Annotated in this window: 19 protein-coding genes and 1 other annotated feature; of the genes, 3 read left to right on the plus strand and 16 right to left on the minus strand. The window is 39.4% G+C overall.

Annotated elements, in window-relative coordinates; all coding sequences use genetic code 11:
• Nucleotides 1-379: 379 nt before the first annotated feature.
• The 6 genes from glnA to AB3I00_RS07460 form a co-directional block, all read right to left on the minus strand.
• A complete protein-coding gene (gene glnA / locus AB3I00_RS07435; RefSeq protein WP_002287001.1) occupies nucleotides 380-1,720 on the minus strand; it encodes a type I glutamate--ammonia ligase in 1,341 nt (446 codons plus the stop codon).
• Between the two features lie 27 nt (nucleotides 1,721-1,747).
• Nucleotides 1,748-2,140, minus strand: coding sequence for a MerR family transcriptional regulator (locus AB3I00_RS07440; RefSeq protein ID WP_002290339.1), 393 nt, complete (start codon nucleotides 2,138-2,140; stop codon nucleotides 1,748-1,750).
• Between the two features lie 228 nt (nucleotides 2,141-2,368).
• Nucleotides 2,369-3,598 (minus strand): GTPase HflX, encoded by a 1,230-nt coding sequence (gene hflX, locus AB3I00_RS07445; RefSeq protein ID WP_368025006.1) that lies wholly within the window; start codon nucleotides 3,596-3,598, stop codon nucleotides 2,369-2,371.
• Nucleotide 3,599: 1 nt separating this feature from the next.
• The gene (gene miaA, locus AB3I00_RS07450) at nucleotides 3,600-4,517 is read right to left on the minus strand and encodes a tRNA (adenosine(37)-N6)-dimethylallyltransferase MiaA (protein ID WP_368025007.1); all 918 of its coding nucleotides are present in this window, start codon (nucleotides 4,515-4,517) and stop codon (nucleotides 3,600-3,602) included.
• A 3-nt stretch (nucleotides 4,518-4,520) separates the two neighbouring features.
• A complete protein-coding gene (locus tag AB3I00_RS07455; RefSeq protein WP_368025008.1) occupies nucleotides 4,521-5,258 on the minus strand; it encodes a glycerophosphodiester phosphodiesterase in 738 nt (245 codons plus the stop codon).
• Nucleotides 5,259-5,348: 90 nt separating this feature from the next.
• Nucleotides 5,349-5,876, minus strand: a complete 528-nt coding sequence (locus AB3I00_RS07460) for a hypothetical protein (RefSeq protein WP_002289403.1) — start codon at nucleotides 5,874-5,876, stop codon at nucleotides 5,349-5,351.
• 179 nt (nucleotides 5,877-6,055) lie between these two features.
• Between AB3I00_RS07460 and clpP the strand changes: the two genes are divergently transcribed.
• Nucleotides 6,056-6,649 carry an ATP-dependent Clp endopeptidase proteolytic subunit ClpP gene (gene clpP, locus AB3I00_RS07465; RefSeq protein WP_002289402.1) on the plus strand — a complete coding sequence of 198 codons (594 nt, stop codon included), beginning with the start codon at nucleotides 6,056-6,058 and terminating at the stop codon, nucleotides 6,647-6,649.
• A 101-nt stretch (nucleotides 6,650-6,750) separates the two neighbouring features.
• On the opposite strand, the gene AB3I00_RS07470 is transcribed toward clpP, so the two are convergent.
• From AB3I00_RS07470 to efrA, 4 genes are all read right to left on the minus strand, one after another.
• Nucleotides 6,751-7,236 (minus strand): gamma carbonic anhydrase family protein, encoded by a 486-nt coding sequence (locus tag AB3I00_RS07470; protein ID WP_002310223.1) that lies wholly within the window; start codon nucleotides 7,234-7,236, stop codon nucleotides 6,751-6,753.
• A gap of 150 nt (nucleotides 7,237-7,386) precedes the next feature.
• Entirely contained in the window at nucleotides 7,387-7,584 is a 198-nt protein-coding gene (locus AB3I00_RS07475; protein WP_002315450.1) for a hypothetical protein, read from the minus strand.
• A 94-nt stretch (nucleotides 7,585-7,678) separates the two neighbouring features.
• Entirely contained in the window at nucleotides 7,679-9,439 is a 1,761-nt protein-coding gene (gene efrB / locus AB3I00_RS07480) for a multidrug efflux ABC transporter subunit EfrB (protein WP_002335505.1), read from the minus strand.
• Entirely contained in the window at nucleotides 9,436-11,166 is a 1,731-nt protein-coding gene (efrA, locus tag AB3I00_RS07485; RefSeq protein ID WP_368025009.1) for a multidrug efflux ABC transporter subunit EfrA, read from the minus strand. Before efrA ends, efrB begins: the two co-directional genes overlap by 4 nt.
• 392 nt (nucleotides 11,167-11,558) lie before the next feature.
• Here efrA and AB3I00_RS07490 point away from each other — a divergent pair, with 392 nt between their 5' ends.
• Together AB3I00_RS07490 and AB3I00_RS07495 are read left to right on the plus strand one after the other, a co-directional pair.
• Nucleotides 11,559-11,771: a DNA-directed RNA polymerase subunit epsilon gene (locus AB3I00_RS07490; RefSeq protein WP_002287947.1), complete on the plus strand. Its 213-nt coding sequence runs from the start codon at nucleotides 11,559-11,561 to the stop codon at nucleotides 11,769-11,771.
• Nucleotide 11,772: 1 nt separating this feature from the next.
• Nucleotides 11,773-13,452 (plus strand): ribonuclease J, encoded by a 1,680-nt coding sequence (locus AB3I00_RS07495; RefSeq protein WP_002310218.1) that lies wholly within the window; start codon nucleotides 11,773-11,775, stop codon nucleotides 13,450-13,452.
• A 257-nt stretch (nucleotides 13,453-13,709) separates the two neighbouring features.
• Here AB3I00_RS07495 and AB3I00_RS07500 read toward each other — a convergent pair whose 3' ends face one another.
• The 6 genes from AB3I00_RS07500 to AB3I00_RS07525 all read right to left on the minus strand — a co-directional run bounded on the left by AB3I00_RS07500 (nucleotide 13,710) and on the right by AB3I00_RS07525 (nucleotide 20,645).
• A complete protein-coding gene (locus AB3I00_RS07500) occupies nucleotides 13,710-13,910 on the minus strand; it encodes a cold-shock protein (RefSeq protein ID WP_002294067.1) in 201 nt (66 codons plus the stop codon).
• A gap of 149 nt (nucleotides 13,911-14,059) precedes the next feature.
• Complete coding sequence (radC, locus tag AB3I00_RS07505; protein ID WP_002315453.1) at nucleotides 14,060-14,752, minus strand: DNA repair protein RadC; 693 nt, start codon at nucleotides 14,750-14,752, stop codon at nucleotides 14,060-14,062.
• A 54-nt stretch (nucleotides 14,753-14,806) separates the two neighbouring features.
• Entirely contained in the window at nucleotides 14,807-15,460 is a 654-nt protein-coding gene (locus AB3I00_RS07510) for an HAD family phosphatase (RefSeq protein ID WP_002315454.1), read from the minus strand.
• Complete coding sequence (locus AB3I00_RS07515) at nucleotides 15,450-16,763, minus strand: folylpolyglutamate synthase/dihydrofolate synthase family protein (protein ID WP_104764374.1); 1,314 nt, start codon at nucleotides 16,761-16,763, stop codon at nucleotides 15,450-15,452. Before AB3I00_RS07515 ends, AB3I00_RS07510 begins: the two co-directional genes overlap by 11 nt.
• 196 nt (nucleotides 16,764-16,959) lie before the next feature.
• A complete protein-coding gene (locus tag AB3I00_RS07520; protein WP_002315456.1) occupies nucleotides 16,960-19,605 on the minus strand; it encodes a valine--tRNA ligase in 2,646 nt (881 codons plus the stop codon).
• A 47-nt stretch (nucleotides 19,606-19,652) separates the two neighbouring features.
• Nucleotides 19,653-19,869: a binding site (T-box leader), on the minus strand.
• 128 nt (nucleotides 19,870-19,997) lie between these two features.
• The gene (locus tag AB3I00_RS07525; RefSeq protein WP_002287954.1) at nucleotides 19,998-20,645 is read right to left on the minus strand and encodes a redox-sensing transcriptional repressor Rex; all 648 of its coding nucleotides are present in this window, start codon (nucleotides 20,643-20,645) and stop codon (nucleotides 19,998-20,000) included.
• Nucleotides 20,646-20,860: the final 215 nt, after the last annotated feature.

The raw sequence follows: 20,860 nt of genomic DNA on the forward strand, positions 1-20,860 counted from the left end.
ATGGTGTTCTCCTGCCAACTCCTCGCTCACAAGTCACAATATCCAGCAAACATGAAAAGCTGTTTTTGGAAATTGTTCCTTGTGACTCAGAGTTAAACGGCAGGCTTACGACCTCTTGATAAACGGTGTTCAAAAGCCAGTTTCTCGGTATTAAGCCAAATTTATGCAAAAATTTGAGGAACCATTTTCACAAAATTTTTCTTAATACTCGAAACTAAACGTCTTTTTCACAACCTCTCCACTAAACGGTGTTCAATCAGCTGACCCTCGGTATTAGCTCAAAAAACGGCAAAATATGAGGAACTATTTTGCCGTTTGTTTCTCTAATACTCAGGTCAAAACGCTGATTTCACAACCTCTAATTCACGTTATTCCTGTTTTAATAAAGTTCTAGATATTGTTCTCTTTCCCACTCGGAAACAGTTTGTCTGAATGCCGCCCATTCGAGACGTTTTGCTTCAACAAAATTTGAGAAGATATGTTGTCCTAATGCATCAATCATTACATTATCCTTACGTAATTCCTTGATAGCATTATGGATAGTTGAAGGTAAGTCTTGGATATGTGCAGCTTCTCTTTCTTCCTCATCCATGACATAAATGTTACGGTCAACAGCGGCTGGCGGTGTGATCTGATTACGGATACCGTCTAGTCCTGCTTGCAACAACACTGCCATTGCCAAGTATGGGTTTGCAGATGGATCAACTGAACGCAATTCCAAACGTGTGGACAATCCGCGAGATTCTGGTACACGTACTAATGGCGAACGATTACGACCGCTCCACGCGACATAAACAGGCGCTTCATAACCTGGAACGAGACGTTTATAAGAATTGACTGTTGGATTGCAAACGGCTGTATAGGCACGAGCATGTTTCAGCAAACCGCCTAAGAAATGATACGCTGTTTCACTTAGTTCCAATTCACCGTCTTTATCATAGAAGACATTACCTTCATCATTGAACAAAGACATATTGCAATGCATACCAGAACCATTGATTCCAAATAACGGTTTCGGCATGAAAGTTGCGTGAAGTCCGTGCTTGCGTGCAATCGTTTTGACAACGAGCTTGAAGGTTTGGATATTATCACAAGCATCTACCACATCTGCATATTTAAAGTCAATTTCATGCTGTCCTGGCGCTACTTCATGATGTGAAGCTTCCACTTCAAAGCCTAAGCTTTCTAATTCCAACACGATGTCACGGCGGCAATTTTCACCTAAATCTGTTGGTGCAAAATCAAAATAACCACCTTTATCATTCAAGGTCGTTGTAATCCCACCGTCTTCGTCTAATTTAAATAAGAAGAATTCTGGTTCAGGTCCTAAATTGAAAGAGGTAAAACCAAGGTCGCGCATGTCTTTCAATGCTCGCTTCAAATTCCCGCGAGGATCGCCGGCAAATGGTGTTCCATCCGGATTATAGATATCACAAATTAAACGAGCAACTTTTCCATGAGCACTTTCCCATGGGAAGATCATCCAAGTAGAGAGATCTGGATACAAATACATATCGCTTTCTTCAATTCGAACAAATCCTTCAATCGAAGAACCATCAAACATCATTTTGTTTTCTAACACTTTATCGATCTGGCTCACTGGAACTTCTACATTTTTGATCGTACCTAAGATGTCTGTGAACATCAATCGTAAAAATCGTACGTTTTCTTCCTCAATGATTCGTTTGATCTCTTCACCTGTTATCTGTTTCTTTACCATGGTATCCCTCTTCCTTTTTTAATTTATTCAGTCAAAGAATTGTCTTTGCAATCCTTGCGACTGATAATGACCTGTTTTGCTTAACCCACCTTGCGCCAAAATCTCATCACGAAAAATTTGTCGAACGTCATGATCTGTCAACGGCTTCTTGCTTTTTGCTTCTTGTTTTTTCGCCTGTGCCATTTCGTATACACGTTTGATCCCAGCCATGTTTAACCCGTCTGAAAGATAATCTTTGATCTCAAGCAGCATATCGATATCATTCAACGAATACATGCGGCGATTTCCTTCACTTCGTTCCGGATGAACTAAATCTTGTTCTTCATAGTAGCGAATTTGCCGAGCAGACAAATCAGTCAGCTTCATAACTGTACCAATTGGAAATACGGACATAGATCGGCGCAATTCCTTTTCTCCCATCAGACGTCCCCTTTCGTTTTATAAGTTGGCTAAAGTGTACCAATTAAAAAAAATATTGTCAACTGCATATGTTAGTTTTTCTAACACGAGACCTCTATTTTTTTATAAAATAACAAAAAACATGAACGCAAAAAAAGGTATCTAGTTGATTTTCGTACCAGATACCTTTTACTTTTATTGTACTATGCTATTCTTTCCCAGTGATTTTTATTGTAAAAAAACAAAATTTTATTTGCTTTTTCTCAACCATTTTGAATCATTTTTTGCAAAGCCTCTCACTTCATACTCGTTTGATTCTTCCATGTAGGCTTCGTCCAAAACCATCGTTTGTCTTCTCAACTCACTTAATTTCTGTCCTTCATTGCTTGGCACAGACAGTGTATAAGGTGTCATCAGTTCCATCAGTTGACGCTTGATTGCTTCGATCAATGCCGTCTTCCCTTCTTTCGTTTGAGCAGAAATCAAGACATTAGGGAATAATGTGGGTGTAAACATCGCTGGATCAATCTGGTCTGCCTTATTGTAAACAGTCAGTATCGGCATTTCTTTCATATTCAATTCATCCATCAATTTTAGTACAGTCTGCTCCTGTAAAATGCGATCTGGAGAACTGGCATCGACTACATGCAACAAAAGATTCATATTCTGACTTTCTTCTAGTGTAGAATGGAAAGCATCGATCAGTTGCGTAGGCAGATCTTGGATGAACCCGACGGTATCTGTTACTGTAATCTCAAATCCTTCAGCAAAACGCCATCTTTTAGTCAATGGATCTAACGTTGCAAACAACTGATCTTTTGAATAAGTATCCGCTTGTGTCAATAAATTCAAGATGGTTGATTTTCCAGCATTTGTGTAGCCTATAAGACCAATCTGAAAAATCTCACTGTTTTTTCTTTTTTGACGGTTGCGCTCTCGATGGGCTTCTACTTCTTTCAATTCTTTCTTAACAGCAAAAATTTTATTCCGTATATGTCGGCGGTCTGTTTCTAACTTTGTTTCACCTGGTCCTCTTGTTCCAATCCCACCACCAAGACGAGACAATGTTTTCCCTTGCCCTACTAAACGAGGCAGAAGATATTCTAACTGAGCAAGCTCAACTTGCAGCTTTCCTTCTTTCGAACGAGCACGCATCGCAAAAATATCTAGGATCAGCTGTACTCGATCAATCACCGGAAGGCCAACAGCATCCGTAATCAGTTGACTCTGTCTCGGAGTCAGTTCATGATTAAAAATGATCAAATCCGCTTCATGCGCATCTGCTTGTTGAACTAATTCTTGTAATTTCCCTTTCCCGATAATCGTTTGCCGATCTACTTGTGGTCTTTTCTGTGTAATTGTGAATACAACTTCTCCTGATGCGGTGTTCGTCAGCTGAACTAGCTCTTCCATTGACTCTGTAAAGTAACGCTGGTTTGCTTCGGTTTCTACCCCTACAATGATCACTTTTTCTTCCATTTTATTCCGCCTCCAGCCATTTTTTGATTGTTTGCTCAATCTGACTTTTTTGATTTGGCTCACTTATAAGATCAAACCACTGTGCATCCAAACGGTTACGAAACCACGTTAACTGACGTTTCGCATATCTTCTCGAATGTAGTTTGACTTGTTCTGTTGCTTCTTCCAATGTTTCTTTCCCTTCAAAATAAGGGAAAAATTCTTTATATCCAATCCCTTGACTGGCTTGGACTTCTCCAAGCTCATATACCTTACGTGCTTCTGCTACCAAGCCTTCTGCTAGCATCAAATCGACTCTGTGATTGATTCGATCATACAGGACATCACGCTTCGTATCTAACCCAATCATGAGGTAATCATATAATCGCTTTGGCTCTTCTTTAGGTGCCGTGATACTATGCCCTGTCGTCTCCAAAACTTCCAGAGCTCTTATCACTTTGCGTTGATTGTTCCAGTGGATTTTCTCAGCAGCTGCCGGGTCTTTTTCTTTCAACTGATTCCATAACGCTTGGGAACCAATTGTCTCGGCTAACGTTTCATACTTTTTTCTAATCTCAGGATTCGCTTCTTCTGCCGCCCCTAACTGATAATCATATAGAAGGGATTGGATATACAGACCCGTGCCACCAGCTATGATAGGTAGATGCTCTCGGTTCGCAATCTCAGTAATCAATTGTCGACCTGAATGCTGAAAATCAGCGGCTGAGTAATGTTGAGTAGGTTCGATCACATCAATCAAATGATGCGGAACATCATCCATCTCTTCTTCTTTGATTTTTGCTGTACCGATATCCAGATTTTTATAGATTTGCAATGAATCACCGCTGATGATCTCTCCACCAAATAGTTGTGCGAGTTCCACACTTAGCGCTGTTTTACCGACTGCTGTCGGACCGACGATCACTAATACTTTTTCCATATTTTACCTACTTTTCGTTGATTGTTTCCACCGAAGAGCTTTCTCCGGAAAATCAGTTATTATTCCATCTATTTTGAGTTCTTGACATTTGGCCATCTCTTCTTCATCGTTGATCGTCCATGTACGAATTGCTTTTGGAAAATCAGCTGCCTGGACAGGATGTTCGAACAACCAAGTATTTTTTGGATGTACTCCTTCTATATAAGGGGTTTCTGCTGCTAGTTGGATCTTTTTATCAGAAGTACTCATCAATAAGTCCAGCTGTATCTCTGGTTCCAATAACGCGATTTTTTCCAAAGAAGCCAAATGAAAGCTGCAATATGCATGTTGAAAAGGCCACTCTCTGCTTTTTAATGTTTCGGCCAATTTTTCTTCGATACCGGGATATTCATACTGATCAGTTTTAATTTCGATCATCAGCATCCCTCGGTAATTTTTTTGGAGAAGCAGTCCTAAAACTTCTTTCAATTCAGGGACTTTAGCTGCTGGAAATTCTTTGCTGAATTTGCCTCCTGCATTCAATTTTTTGAGTTCTTCCAATGTTTTTTCTCGAATCAGCCCTTTACCGTTAGTCGTCCGATCCACTTCTTCATCATGCATAACGATCAAATAACCATCTTTGCTTAGATGAACATCTAGTTCGATACCATCTGCACCTACTCGTACAGCTTCTGCAAATGCAGGAAGCGTATTTTCTGGGTGGGTACCGCTGCTTCCGCGATGAGCATAGATTTGTAACATCTTTCTTCACTCCGTTCAGTTCTATTGTATCATTAAGAAAAAAAGAAAGCATTGCCACGCTCTCATGTGCAACGGCAATACTTCAAAATATCAGCTCCAAACATCATCTTTCGAGAAGAAACCAATCGGCTGGCGCGTCATAGTCTTCAACTGTGCTTTTTTTTCATTGATCATTTCAGTCAAACTATCCGTAAAATTCTCTAAAATCACGCGTCCGCCTTTATAAGCATATCCACCAATCTTCATTGTTTCATCTGGAGATAAAATCACTTTTCGATGGGAGATGTTCTTAAACAGCTCATCTAAAATATAATTTGGCAGATAAAAACTATTCTGCGCTGAAAATGATTGGAGATACGCAAAATCGTCAATCGTGATATAACAATCATCGAATGCATCAAAGCTGACATATTCTTCCATCAGCGTCGTCCGTTTTTGCAAGATCTCGTTGATCTTTTTATTTAATTGGTTCAGCGTCTCGATTTCTTTGACTTTCAATTCCAATTCACGTCTACGCTGTTCTTTATTTTCTAAGTGACGCATTTGCAGTATCATGCCGATATAGACAACTACAGCACCCGTCAACACGCCGATAAGACCGGTAATACCAACTATCAATCTGTTGTTCCTCCTTGTTTTGCTTCTCTGCTTATCATACCATAAAGCAGGTTTATGCGACTAATTTGCCTAAGTTTTTTATTTGACCTTTTTTGACCAAAAATGTATACTACTTTTTAGGTATTAGAAACTAAATTATGGTACACTATTTCTAAACGAAACCAAGGAGGAACTCTATTATGAATTTAATTCCTACAGTCATTGAACAATCATCACGAGGCGAAAGAGCTTACGATATCTACTCACGTTTATTGAAAGACCGTATCATCATGTTAAGCGGCCAAGTAACTGATGATCTTGCTAATTCGATCATCGCCCAATTGCTTTTCTTAGATGCTCAAGATTCTGAAAAAGATATCTATCTTTATATCAATTCTCCTGGTGGTTCAGTTACAGCAGGTATGGCTATCTACGACACAATGAACTTTGTCAAAGCAGATGTCCAAACAATCGTTATGGGTATGGCTGCTTCAATGGGAAGCTTCTTGCTGACAGCTGGTACAAAAGGGAAACGATTTGCTTTACCAAATGCTGAGATCATGATCCATCAACCTCTTGGCGGCGCTCAAGGTCAAGCAACTGAAATCGAAATTGCGGCACGTCATATTTTACAAACACGCGAACGCTTAAACAAAATTCTAGCTGAACGCACTGGCCAACCGCTTGAAGTGATTGAAAAAGATACAGACCGTGACAACTATATGACAGCTGAACAAGCAAAAGCATATGGATTGATTGATGAAGTCATGGAAAACAGTTCTTCATTAAATTAATCTGTTTCAAAGGAAGCTTTTTAAGCTCTCTTATCTAAACCAAAAAAAGGATGGCCAGCTCAAACTGACCATCCTTTTTTTATTTTTATGGATGCTACTGCCTATCTTTGCTCCTTGAATTTTCCTTGCGCATGCATCCGACCTATTTCGACATAATGCTGGATGTTTTCTTTGTTTTTTTGGATTTCTTCTTTTGTCAAAGGTCGGATCACTTTAGCTGGACGACCAAAAGCCAAGACATTAGGAGGAATAACTTTTCCTTCTGTTACTAATGATCCAGCACCAATCAAACTATTCTCACCAATAACCGCATGATTCAATATCGTGGTTCCCATCCCGATCAGCGCCCCTTTTTCGATTGTACAGCCGTGTAGCATACACTGATGCCCTACCGTCACATTCTCCGCAATATCTACAGGTGCATCATGATCGACATGGACGATTGTACCATCTTGGATATTCGTTCTTTGTCCTACTTTTATCCAATTACTGTCCCCGCGTAAAACTGCTTGATACCAGATCGTCACATCTTCTGACAATGTCACGTCACCAATCACTGTAGCATTTGATGCTATAAACCGTTCCATCTCTATTTTCTCCTTTCGTTTTTTTGTAGAAACTAATCCTATTGAATAAATGTATCATAGCATATATTTATTTTATAAGAAAAAAACAGGTAAAACCTGCTCAGTCCAGATGCCTATTTGCGCTATCTAGTAAACTGACGTTTTACCTGTTTATTGTACCTCTATCTTTTCTTCTATTACTTTCTTCAAAACTAATTCGTACACTTCGATTTGTGCTGCCAAGCGTTCGATTTGAAACTCATTTTCAAAAAAATCAGCTGAATCAAATGGTTTTGTCTGACAGACGTGCGTTAAACGATCAATTTCTCTTTTGGCTTCAGTGATTTTTTCATTTAAAAACTGTTCCATCTCCGTGCCCTCACTTTTTTTGATAACCTTACTTTACCATTATCAAGAAAGGAGAACAAAAAATAAGTTTCAAACTGTTTTATACTTCTATGATTTATCCTGCTTCCTCAGCGAATTGGCTGTTATACAGTTTTTCATAAAATCCGCCTTGTGCCAATAAACTCTCATGTGTTCCTTTTTCAATGATCTGACCTTGGTCCATCACTAGAATCAGATCTGCATCGCGTATCGTCGATAAACGGTGAGCAATGACAAAACTTGTCCGCCCCTCCATCACGCGATCCATCGCTTTTTGAATCAACGCTTCTAAACGAGTGTCTACTGAACTTGTCGCTTCATCCAAAATCAAAATTTTAGGATCTGAAACCACTGCTCGGGCAATCGTCAGCAACTGTTTTTGTCCTAAAGACACATTGTCTCCCTCAGCATTGATGGCCATCTCATATCCATCTGGCATTGTCCGGATAAAATGGTCTACGTTTGCTGTTTTTGCAGCATCTACTACTTCATAATCTGTCGCATCAAGCTTTCCAAAACGGATATTATCGGCAATCGTTCCTTGATAGAGCCATGCATCTTGTAAGACCATACCAAACAGGGAACGGACATCACTGCGGCTCATTGATTTGGTATCAATCCCGTCGATCCTGATAGCTCCTTTGTCTACGTCGTAAAAACGCATCAATAGATTGATCAAGGTCGTCTTGCCTGCACCGGTCGGACCGACGACAGCCACGGTTTGACCTGCTTTCACTTCAAAGTTCAAATCTTGGATCAATGGTTTCTTCGGATCATACGCAAAATCGACATGATCGAATGTCACATCTCCTAAAATCGTTTCTGGCAGTGAAACATCTACTTTGTTTTCTTTTTCTTCTGGCTCATCTAAAATCTCGAATACACGTTTTGTTGCCGCTGATGCACTTTGCAAAACAGAAGACAATTGTGTCACGTTCCCCATCGGCTGGCTGATTTGCCAAATATATTGGATGAACGCCTGAAGTTGACCAACAACGATTGCTCCAGTAATAACATAGAAACTTCCTAGAACAGCCATACCAATATAAGTAGCATAGGCAGTTAGTTGGACTAATGGCATCATCAACCCAGAAATGAACGCTGCGCGGAACCCAAAGTATTTCAAGCTATGATTTACTTTTTTGAATCCTTCCAATGTTTCTTTTTCGCGTCCGTATACTTTCAATACACTGAAACCTGTCATATTTTCTTGAACGTAGCCGTTTAGCTCACCAAGCGAATTCTGCATGCTTTGAAAATATTTCTGCGAAGCATTGATCACTCGTTTGGAGATCCAGATCGATGTTGGAATCATGATCATAGAGATCAGCGCCATCATCGGCTGGATATAAAACATCATTGCTGCAGCCAACGTAATTCCCAATATCGCATTTACGATACCAATAAAAGCTTGTTGTAAAGCACCGCTGACTGCATCTACATCATTCGTCACACGAGACAAAATATTTCCTTGCTGGTTTTTATCGAAATAAGAAACCGGAAGACGATTGATTTTTTCTTCTATGTCTCTTCGCAAATCATGCATGGCACTTTGAACGACATTTGTCATCAAAACCCCAGAAAGCAATTGCGAAATACAATACCCTATTCCGACCACTGTGATCCAAATAAGACATTTGAATATATAAGAAAAATTGATTGATTCGCCATTGGCAATATTACGACTGATTTCTGTAGTAGGAAGTCCTGTAACATATGGCAAAGCCACGTTGAAAGCCACTGTCAGAACTGTAAATAGGATCACTAGAAGAAAAGTCCCACGATACGGTCTGATATATCGAGCTAAACGTTTTAAGGAAGAAAAGGTTTTTTTCATGCTAGTTCCTCCTTTGATAATTGAGAAGCGGCAATATCATAATAAATCGGGCATTTTTCCAACAACTCCCGATGTGTCCCCATACCGACGACTTCTCCTTCATTTAATACGATGATCTTATCTGCATGCATGATCGTTCCCACACGTTGTGCTACGATCAATACAGTAGACTCTGTTGTTTCTTTTTTCAGACGAGCACGTAACTTCGCATCCGTTTGATAATCTAATGCAGAAAAGCTGTCATCAAAAATATAGATTTCCGGACGGCGTATGATGGCTCTGGCTATTGCCAATCGTTGTTTTTGTCCGCCTGAAAAATTGGAACCACCTTCTGATAAATGTTCGTCAAATCCATCTGGTTTTCGAGAAATGAATTCTGAAGCTTGAGCAATCTCAGCTGCACGTTCCATTTCTTCTTGTGTGGCATCTTCTTTCCCGTATCGCAAATTATCGGCAATCGTTCCAGTAAATAGCAGCGCTTTTTGCGGAATAAACCCAATCTTGTCTCGCAACTTGCTTAACCGATAATCTCTCACGTCTACTCCGTCGACCAAGATCTTTCCTTCACTCACATCATAAAAGCGAGGAATCAATTGAATCAACGTAGATTTTCCGCTACCGGTACTTCCAATAAAAGCAACGGTTTCTCCTGGAGAGGCTGTAAAACTGACATTTCGAATCACTGGCTCTTGCGAATGGCCTGGATAAGCAAATGTTACATTTTGAAATTCGATATACCCTTTAATCTTCGTATCCGATATACCATTTGGATCTTCTACAATCGAAGGTTTGGCATCTAGTGCCTCTTGGATACGTCCAGCTGAAACGGCTGCTCTTGGATACATCATGAACACACTGGCAAATAACATGAATGAGAATAAGGCATGGAATATATACTCGATAAATGCAATCAAATCTCCTACCCGAAGTTCGCCAGCATCGATTTGCACTGCCCCGCTCCAAATGATCAATACCATCACGATATTAAATAAGAAATAAAAACCTGGTTGTGCAACAGCCATCAAACGGAACAAGCTTTTCGAACTAGCAGCATAATTCTCATTGACTACAGCAAAGCGTTTTTCTTCAAACTTTTCATTGACGAATGCACGAATCACACGCAATCCTGAAAGGTTTTCCCGCAAGATACTATTGATTTTATCTAAGTTTTTTTGTTGTTTTTTAGATAACGGCTCAGACACCTTAGCAATCGCTACGACCGCCAATAATAGCAAAGGCAATGCGCCTACTACATACAAGCTGAGTGTCACACTTGTACGCATGACCATGTACAAACTGACAACGAACATCATCGGCGCCATGAAACCGATACGTAAAATATTTTGCAGGAACAACATGATCTGATAAGCATCATTTGTTGTACGAGTGATCAAGGAAGATACGCCTAAATTTTCGTACTCCTGATGCGAATAGCTTTGGATCTTTTCGAACAAGTCATCTCGAATATCTGCTACGATATTGGTCGTGATCCTCGAACCAAAATAACCTAACAAGATATTCAAAATAATACCGATTACGGTAATAACGATCATAAATATCCCTTGCTGTTTCACATAATCAAAATCATCATTGCGGATTCCTACATCAATCATACGCGCTAAAATCGTAGGAAGTCCTAATTCAATCAAAATAAAACCGAATACGCATATAAAATTGAAAAACAAGAATTTCTTATAACGCATGGTATAATGCCACATTAGTTTCACTTTCTCATCTCCTTTTAATCTTTTGTTACATTTTCATTACTAAAAATGATAGCACAACGAACCTATTAATAGAACACTTCTCTCATAAAAAAGTCATTATGATTATAGTAAAATGATAAACGTTGATTTTTTCTTTCAATCTAGTTGATTTCTATACTTATTTGCTGTTTTATGCTAGAATAACAATTAATTGTTGTATATTTTTTATACAGAAGGTACGGTTGAAAAAATATCCGAACAGATGAGCAAAAACGAGGCTTGTCTCTTTGACTCGAATCCAGTATTCTAGTCAAAGCATATGAAAAACTAGGTGGCTTGTCCCCTCGTTTTGTGTTGTCTAAAAAAATCAACTAGCTAAATCACTGCTTTACGCAGATAAAGGAGACAAAACAATGATCTATAAAGTTTATTATCAAGAAACAAAAGTACGTAACCCTAAACGGGAAGAAACAAAATCTCTTTACATTGAGGCAAAAAGCGATGTAGACGCTCGCCAACGTGTGGAAGAAAATACCCCATACAATATTGAATTCGTTCAACTTCTAGAAGGAAGTCATCTAGAATACGAAAAAGAAAATGCTGATTTCTCATTAGTGGAGTTTTAATATGAAACTTTCCATCAAAAATAATGAGACAGGCGTCTTTGCTATTGGTGGATTAGGTGAAATCGGGAAAAATACGTATGGGGTACAATTCCAAGATGAAATCATTTTGATTGATGCCGGGATCAAGTTCCCGGAAGACGATCTACTTGGAATTGACTATGTCATTCCCGACTACAGCTACATCATACAAAACTTGCACAAAGTAAAAGCCCTAGTGATTACTCACGGACATGAAGACCACATCGGCGGAATACCCTACTTGCTAAAACAAGCAAATATTCCTATCTATGCTGGTCCTCTCGCATTAGCGTTGATCACGAACAAATTAGATGAGCATGGCTTGCTTCGAGAGGCAGAGCTTCATGAAATCAATGAAGATACGATTATTCGTTTTAGAAAAACTTCTGTCAGCTTTTTCAGAACGACTCATAGTATCCCAGACGCATTAGGGATCGTGGTAAAAACACCTTCTGGTAATATCGTAGCGACTGGAGACTTCAAGTTTGATTTCACTCCCGTCGGCGAACCAGCAAACTTGCATAAAATGGCTCGTATCGGGGAAGAAGGTGTCTTGTGCCTTTTATCTGATAGTACAAATGCTGAGATTCCAACATTTACTAAATCAGAAAAAACGATTGGTCATTCTATCTTGAAGATCTTTTCAAAAATCGAAGGTCGTATTATTTTTGCCAGCTTTGCTTCTAATATCTTCCGTTTGCAGCAAGCAGCTGATGCCGCTGTGGCGACTGGTCGTAAAATCGCTGTTTTCGGACGTAGCATGGAAAATGCCATTGTCAATGGCCAACGTTTAGGATATATCAAAGTTCCAGACGGCACATTTGTAGATGCACATGAAATCAATCGCTTGCCTGCTAACGAAACGATGATCCTATGTACAGGTTCTCAAGGGGAAGCGATGGCCGCTTTGAGCCGTATTGCAAATGGTACCCACCGTCAAATCCAAATCCAGCCAGACGATACAGTGATCTTTTCAAGTTCACCTATCCCTGGTAATACAACAAGTGTCAATCATTTGATCAACTTGCTGTCTGAAGCTGGCGCAGAAGTAATCCATGGAAAAATCAATAACATCCATACTTCCGGTCACGGTGGACAAGAAGAACAAAAATTGATGCTTCGCTTGATGAAACCAAAATATTTTATCCCTGTCCATGGAGAATTCCGCATGCTGAAAGTCCATGCTTCTCTAGCACAAGATGTAGGTGTTCCTGCAGAAAACTGCTTCATCATGGAAAATGGCGATGTTTTAGCGTTAACTAGCGATTCTGCACGTCCTGCTGGGCATTTTGTTGCTGGAGATGTGTATATCGATGGTAGCGGGATCGGCGATATCGGTAATGTCGTTTTACGTGACCGTCACTTGCTTTCAGAAGAAGGTCTTGTATTAGCTGTTGCAACAGTAGATATCAAGAAAAAAGAAATCTTGGCTGGTCCAGATATTCTTTCTCGTGGATTTGTCTACATGCGAGAATCAGGAGAAATGATCAATGAAGCTCAGCGAATCTTATTCCATGCTTTAAGAGAATGTTTAAATGGACCTGACTGTTCAGAATATAAATTGAAAGAAGCGATGACTGGCGCACTTCAGCCATTCTTATTCGAACGTACAGAAAGACATCCAATGATTTTACCGATGGTCATGACACCAGATGAAGAATAAGTAAGAGGTTGTGAAATTAGTGCCCTGACCTGAGTATAAGAGAAACCGAACGGAAAACAGGACAAGTTGTTTTTATTTGGCTGTTCTTATTGCTTGATACAGGGCAGCTTTTTCACAACCTCTTAAAATTTATTTACTTTTTCATACAAAAAATACCTGCCACAAGAGAAATTTCCTCTTGTGGCAGGTATTTTTGTTACTCGCTTTGTTCTCTCGTAAAAATTGATGCCTACCATCAATTTGATTTACAGATAAAATTAAGCTTTTACAACGTTTGCAGCTTGTGGGCCACGGTCTGATTCTTCAACGTCAAAAGTCACTGCTTGACCTTCTTCTAATGTTTTGAATCCGTCACCTTGGATAGCAGAGAAGTGTACGAATACGTCGCTTCCATCTTCACGTGAGATAAATCCAAATCCTTTTTCAGCGTTGAACCATTTTACTGTTCCGTTTTCCATAATAATATCCTCCTCGTGCCAAAAGCACTTATTTAAATTGTAACATTGCTCGTGTACGATAGAGGTGCAACAGATGTTTCAACTTCTATTCCCAAACAAAATTACAATATAATTGTACACTTGCTTCATTTTTTTTGCAAGAAAGCAACTTACTTCTCTTCCATTAATCCTTCTTCTCTCAAACTAAAATATCGTTTACGTCCGATGATCAAATGATCCAGTACAGTGATGCCCATCATTTCTCCACACTTTTGTATCCTTTTAGTAAAATTCATATCCTGTTGTGATGGAATAACATTACCAGAAGGATGATTATGTGCTAAAACGATTCTTGCCGCGCAGTAACGTACGGCATAATGGAATATTTCTCTAGGATGAGCGACTGACTGATTCAGCGAACCGATGAACACTGTCTTTTTTAAGATCACTTGATTCTTCGTGTCCAAATAAATACAAATCAAATGTTCCTGTTTGTGATCTTTCATTTCCAGAATCAATTGTTGTGCCAGTTCATAGCTAGTACGAATGGCGGGAGATGCTCTTTCTTGGTCCGTCTGAATGCGGCGGCCTAACTCGATCAAGGCTTTGATTTCGATTGCTTTCACACGTCCTATCCCTCGAATCTCTTCTAACTCATGCAAAGTAGCCTGTCGTAAAGAAGCCAATCCTCCAAACGTTTTTAACAGATTGCCGGCAATCGACATCACACTATGAGGGTGCTGACCAGTACGCAGTAAAATTGCTAAAAGCTCCTGATCCGATAAAGCTTCAGCTCCATAAATTTCCATACGTTCCCTTGGTAAAGAGCTAGTTGGTACTTCTTTGATCAATCGTTTTTCCAAAAAAACATCTCCTTTCTATCTTTTCTAAAATAAGATACGAAAAGAGATGGATTTTTATTTTATCAATGCAGGGATTTCATGCAAAGAAGAAACGACCCCAGCCGTTTTTTTGATCAATTCTTGGGAAGGCGGAAGCAAATCTGGAACCATGACTACAGGGATCTCAGCCGCAGAAGCTGCTAAAATACCATTTTGTGAATCTTCTAAAATCAATGTTTCTTTCTTAGCTGTACCTAATTTCTGATTGGCTAATAAAAAAATTTCCGGATCTGGTTTTGCTCGTTGGACATTCTCTGCGGAAACAATCGTTTCAAATCGTTCAAACAGATTGTTCTTCTTCAATAAAAGTTCAATGACAGCTCGTTGGTTACTGGAAGCGACAACTTTGGGAATCTGATGTTCTTCTAAAAAAGAGAGGAGTTCCAACACACCTGGCTTCATTTGTACGGCTCCTTTTGAAAAGCGCTCAAGCGTTTCCTGGTATGAATCGTCTATGAATTTTTGTACGCTTGTTTTACCGAATTCCGCAAAAATCATATGATAATTCGCCCACACTTCTTCATCGGAAACACCTAAGAATTTTAAATACAGGTCTTTATCATAAGGAAAACCCATCCTATCTGCTACTACTTGTGAAGCCTCGTAATATACTAACTCTGTGTCAAACAATAAACCATCCATATCAAAAATCACTGCATTATACTTCATGGTCTCCTCCTAATTGTATTAATAAATGACGAACTTCTGAAATGAAATAAAGCGAACCGGTCACAACTAATACATCTTCATTTGTCATCTTTTCCAATATATCTGCTAATCCGAATTGCCACAATGAAACGATTGATACTCTCTCACTTGCTAAATCTGATACTTCACTTAATTCGATGGCTTTTGGATGTTCAAAGGTCGTCAAATAAATATGGACATTTGGTACTTGTTGCAGTCGTTCTAGCATTTCTCTAACATTTTTAGTTCGTAAGGCGGAAAACAAAATGTTGATTTGATATCCTTTGAATTCTTTTTTCAAATTCTCAACAAGCCGGTTCATTGCATGCGTATTATGGGCACCATCTAAAACAACTAATGGCTCGTTACTCAAACGCTCCATTCTTCCTGGCCATCGAGATTTCTTCAACCCCTTCAAAACATCTTTTTCTCGAAAAGGCAGCTTTTCCAATTGACAGTAAACAAAATACAATTCGATGGCTACTCCTGCATTTTCAGCTTGATGTTGCCCTAAAAGCGGCGTGGTTAGTTGAGGGATTTTCCCTGCTTCATTAAAGAATTCAAATACTTCTCCCCAAGTCTCATCAGGATGCAGATAGTTTATTTTATAATTTTCCCCGTATACATAAAGCATCGCATTTTTTTCTTTAGCTGTTTGTTTGATGATATTAAAAGCTTCTGGGCCGATGTTTCCTGTGACAACTGGAACGCCTTGTTTGATGATTCCTGCTTTTTGCGCAGCGATTTCTTCAATCGTCTCTCCAAGTATCTCGGTATGATCAAGCCCAATCGTTGTTATTCCAGTTAGCATCGGTACAGCTACATTGGTAGAATCCAATAAGCCACCTAAGCCCACTTCAATAATCGCTACGTCTACTTTCTTCATCAAAAAATAATCAAATGACATTGCTGTTAATGTCTCAAATTCAGTGATACCAGCTACTGCTTCAAATTGATCAAGTTGTTTGATCAGCGGCTGATATTTTTTTACAAGCTGGATCAAGTCATTGTCTGGGATACTTTTGCCATTGATTGCAATCCGTTCATTGAACGTTTCGATATAAGGTGAAGTAAACGTTCCAACTATCAGACCAGCTTCTTCTAATAGGCTTCTCAAATAGGCTACAGTAGACCCTTTTCCGTTTGTTCCAGCGATATGGATCGTTTTTACTTTCCTCTCCGGATGACCTACCACTTCTAATAAAGCTTCGACTCGGTCAAGACCAGGACGTGAACCAAATGGTAATCGACTATGGATCCATTCTATTGCTTCTTCAATCGTCATCAACAATTCCCCCATTTCTCTTTTATTATAACAAATAGAAGACATAAGAAAAATAAAAGGACGATAGAGAGAAAAATCTGCTCCGGATACATGATAAATCGCTCTTTTTTCTAAGTAATCAGAGTAGACTAAAAAAGAGGATGCGACAATAATCATGTCACGTCCCCTTATTCGGAATAAGTGGTGTTCCCCGCTTTTATTGAATAGTACGCAAACTTTCGATTCGTTCTTTGACAGCCGTTTGCTTCTCTAAATAATCTTTTTCTTTTGCACGTTCTGCCTCTACTACTTCTTCCGGCGCATTAGAAACAAACCGTTCATTAGAAAGTTTTCCTTGGACACGTTTCACTTCGCTTGTCCATTTTTCCAGTTCTTTTTCTAATCGTTTGATTTCCTCTTCGATATTGATTAATCCTGCTAACGGCAAGAAGATTTCTGCACCTGTCAGAACAGCTGACATCGCTAGATCTGGTGCAGTGATCTCACTTGATATCGTCAACTCTTCTGGGTTGCAGAAGCGTTCGATGTAGCTTGTATTTTCAACTAAAAATTGATCGATTTTAGCATCGTTTGTTTTGATTAATAATGTGATTGGTTTAGACAATGGTGTATTCACTTCTGAACGAATATTTCGAACGGCTCGAATCAATTCCTTCAATACTTCCATTCCTTTAGAAGCAGTTTCATCGTCAAACTCTGGACGTACCACAGGATATTCTGCTACTACTAGAGAATTTCCTTGATGAGGAATATGTTCCCATATTTCTTCTGTGACGAATGGCATGATTGGATGCAACAAACGCAAAATCTGATCCAAGGTATGGACTAGGATACTACGTGTTGTTTGTTTTGAAACAGCATCATCTCCATAAAGTACTTCTTTGCTCATTTCGATATACCAGTCACAAAAATCATCCCAGATAAAGTTATACAGTTGTCTACCGGCTTCACCAAATTCAAAACGATCAAATAATTCAGTTACACGTGCGACTGTTTCGTTCAAACGTGTAAGAATCCAACGGTCAGCCACTGATTTTTCTCCAGATAAATCGATCTCTTCTACGGTCATACCTTCGATATTCATGATAACGAAACGTGAAGCATTCCAGATTTTATTGATAAAGTTCCATGAAGCATCCATTTTTTCATAGCTGAAGCGAACATCTTGCCCTGGTGCAGAACCATTCGATAAGAACCAACGAAGAGCATCTGCTCCATACTTTTCGATTACTTCCATCGGATCGATCCCATTACCTAATGATTTACTCATCTTCCGCCCTTGTTCGTCACGAATCAATCCATGGATCAAGACATTCTCAAATGGTCGTTCGCCAGTAAATTCCAAACTTTGGAAGATCATTCGGCTTACCCAGAAGAAAATGATGTCATAACCAGTTACTAAGGTGCTAGTAGGGAAGTACCGCTTATAATCTTCGCTTTCCGTGTCTGGCCAGCCCATCGTTGAAAAAGGCCACAATGCTGAACTAAACCAAGTGTCTAAAACATCCGGATCTTGGACCCAGTTTTCACTATCAGCTGGTGCTTCCATCCCTACATACATTTCACCTGTTTCTTTGTGATACCATGCAGGGATTTGATGTCCCCACCATAATTGTCGTGAAATTACCCAGTCATGGACATTTTCCATCCAACGTAAAAATGTTTGATTGAATCTTGGAGGGAAGAATTCCACTGCTTGATCTGTTTCTTGGTTATCAATGGCTTTTTTTGCTAACGGCGCCATTTTTACAAACCATTGAGTAGACAATCGAGGTTCGACAACGACACCTGTCCGCTCGGAATGTCCCACACTATGGACCATCGTATCGATTTTGATCAATCGGCCGATTTCTTTTAGATCTTGCACGATTGCTTTACGAGCAGCGAAACGATCCATTCCAGCATATTTTCCTGCTAGTTCATTCATCGTGCCATCATCATCCATCACATTCACTCGTGGGAGATCATGACGATTACCTACCTCAAAGTCGTTTGGATCATGTGCTGGAGTGATTTTTACTACACCTGTCCCAAACTCCATATCTACATATTCATCTGCAATGATTGGGATTTCTTTATTAACTAAAGGTAGAATCACTTTTTTGCCGATCAGCGCTTGATAACGCTCGTCTTCTGGGTGAACAGCAATCGCCGTATCTCCCAACATCGTTTCTGGCCGGGTCGTCGCAATTTCTACTACGCCTGATCCATCTGCCAGTTCATAGCTCATATGGTAAAAGGCGCCTTCGATGTCTTTATGAATAACTTCGATATCAGATAGAGCTGTTCGTGCTTGAGGGTCCCAATTGATGATGTATTCACCGCGATAGATCAACCCTTTTTCATATAAGGTAACAAAAACTTTACGTACTGCTTCAGATAATCCGTCATCTAATGTAAAACGTTCTCTGCTGTAATCTAAAGATAAGCCCATTTTAGCCCACTGTTCACGGATATGGTTTGCATACTCTTCTTTCCATTCCCACACTTGATCGATGAACTTTTCACGACCTAGATCATAGCGAGAAATTCCTTGCTCTCTAAGCTTTGCTTCTACCTTTGCTTGTGTCGCGATTCCTGCATGGTCCATACCAGGCAACCATAAAGTATCGTATCCTTGCATTCTCTTTTGACGAATCAGCATATCTTGCAAGGTCGTATCCCAAGCATGCCCTAAATGAAGTTTTCCAGTAACATTTGGGGGTGGGATCACGATTGAATAAGGTTTTGCTTTTTTATCTCCGCTCGGTTTAAACAAATCTTGTTCTAACCAATGCTGATAACGTCCAGCTTCAACTTCTTGCGGGTTATATTTTGTTGATAGGTTATTTTCTTCCGTCATGCTGTTTTCCTCCTTTAAACTAAAAAACGTCCTAAAATACTTTCGTATTTTAGGACGTATGATTTACGCGGTACCACCTAAATTGCAATAATCAATCATTATTGCCTCTCCAGTGAGTTAACGATCACGACTCGTCTATCTCTACTCCATTCAAGACAGAAACTCCCAAGCTACCTTCACTGGTTGTCATTGAGAACCTTTCAGCAGATAGTTCTCTCTCTAAGAATGAATGTGCCAGTTACTCCTCTTGTTCAGCGTTATGCTTCATTCTACAATGGTTTTTTTTTTTAGTCAACAAGTGGTCGTGAAAAAACCACTTCATTTAGTATTAAAAAATTTTTGAAAGAATTACAATGGATCCTCGCAAGATCAATAAGCCTACTCAAATTTTCCTAAGAAAAAACTTCTGAGTAATTCTCATCAAAGTAAATAAGCGTCTGTAACTCGGTTGTCAAATCAATGTATTGAACATTGACATAAGCTGGGACAGTTACTCGGTCAGGTGCAAAGTTAAGGATAGCGGTTACATTCCCTTTGACAATTTCATCAATAGCAGATTGTGAATATTTACTTGGTACCGTAGAGATTGCTACTGTCACATTTTTTGCTTTGGCTATCTCCGCGAAACGATCAATCGGATAGATCATCTCTCCATCAATGACTCGATTGATCAGTGCTGGATCATTATCAAAGACGCACACGATATTTAGATTTTCATTTCTTCTAAAATTGTTGTGTTTCAATGCTTTGCCAAGATTTCCGTATCCGACTAATGCGATTCGTTTTTCTTCTTTAGTATTAAGGATATTATTGAATACATCGATAAGGAAAGGGACATCATAGCCATATCCGCTTCTGCCTAGCTCGCCTAATTGCGAGAAGTCTCTGCGGATCGTTGCAGAAGGAATTTGGGTGATTTCGCTGAACTCATTTGATTTGATTCTACTTATGCCTGAGTCATCTAGCATCTTTAAATAGCGTAAATATAAAGGTAACCTTTTCGCAGTTGCTTTTGGCAGTGTATCTGTTTTTTCTCGCATAACGACGCTCCTTGTTAATAATTTCACATATTTAGTGTAACATGTTTCTAACCCGGGAGCAAGGTTACAGGTAGGAAGGAAAAGGGTGTGAGACAAATAAAACGACCCAAAAATTAACTATTTGGGTCGCTATTTCATGGAAAATTCTCTTTTTTATCATTTATCAGCTAATCTTCGACATTAGTTCAAAAACGGTAAAATATATGGAGCTATTT

The sequence above is a fragment of the Enterococcus sp. C76 genome, assembly GCF_040886985.1.
Classification (GTDB): domain Bacteria; phylum Bacillota; class Bacilli; order Lactobacillales; family Enterococcaceae; genus Enterococcus_B; species Enterococcus_B lactis.

Coding starts and splice junctions, on each gene's coding strand:
- glnA (WP_002287001.1), bottom strand. CDS start 1,720: ATGGTAAAGAAACAGATAACAGGTGAAGAGATCAAACGAATCATTGAG.
- AB3I00_RS07440 (WP_002290339.1), bottom strand. CDS start 2,140: ATGGGAGAAAAGGAATTGCGCCGATCTATGTCCGTATTTCCAATTGGT.
- hflX (WP_368025006.1), bottom strand. CDS start 3,598: ATGGAAGAAAAAGTGATCATTGTAGGGGTAGAAACCGAAGCAAACCAG.
- miaA (WP_368025007.1), bottom strand. CDS start 4,517: ATGGAAAAAGTATTAGTGATCGTCGGTCCGACAGCAGTCGGTAAAACA.
- AB3I00_RS07455 (WP_368025008.1), bottom strand. CDS start 5,258: ATGTTACAAATCTATGCTCATCGCGGAAGCAGCGGTACCCACCCAGAA.
- clpP (WP_002289402.1), top strand. CDS start 6,056: ATGAATTTAATTCCTACAGTCATTGAACAATCATCACGAGGCGAAAGA.
- AB3I00_RS07470 (WP_002310223.1), bottom strand. CDS start 7,236: ATGGAACGGTTTATAGCATCAAATGCTACAGTGATTGGTGACGTGACA.
- AB3I00_RS07475 (WP_002315450.1), bottom strand. CDS start 7,584: ATGGAACAGTTTTTAAATGAAAAAATCACTGAAGCCAAAAGAGAAATT.
- efrB (WP_002335505.1), bottom strand. CDS start 9,439: ATGAAAAAAACCTTTTCTTCCTTAAAACGTTTAGCTCGATATATCAGA.
- AB3I00_RS07490 (WP_002287947.1), top strand. CDS start 11,559: ATGATCTATAAAGTTTATTATCAAGAAACAAAAGTACGTAACCCTAAA.
- AB3I00_RS07495 (WP_002310218.1), top strand. CDS start 11,773: ATGAAACTTTCCATCAAAAATAATGAGACAGGCGTCTTTGCTATTGGT.
- AB3I00_RS07500 (WP_002294067.1), bottom strand. CDS start 13,910: ATGGAAAACGGAACAGTAAAATGGTTCAACGCTGAAAAAGGATTTGGA.
- AB3I00_RS07510 (WP_002315454.1), bottom strand. CDS start 15,460: ATGAAGTATAATGCAGTGATTTTTGATATGGATGGTTTATTGTTTGAC.
- AB3I00_RS07515 (WP_104764374.1), bottom strand. CDS start 16,763: ATGACGATTGAAGAAGCAATAGAATGGATCCATAGTCGATTACCATTT.
- AB3I00_RS07520 (WP_002315456.1), bottom strand. CDS start 19,605: ATGACGGAAGAAAATAACCTATCAACAAAATATAACCCGCAAGAAGTT.
- AB3I00_RS07525 (WP_002287954.1), bottom strand. CDS start 20,645: ATGCGAGAAAAAACAGATACACTGCCAAAAGCAACTGCGAAAAGGTTA.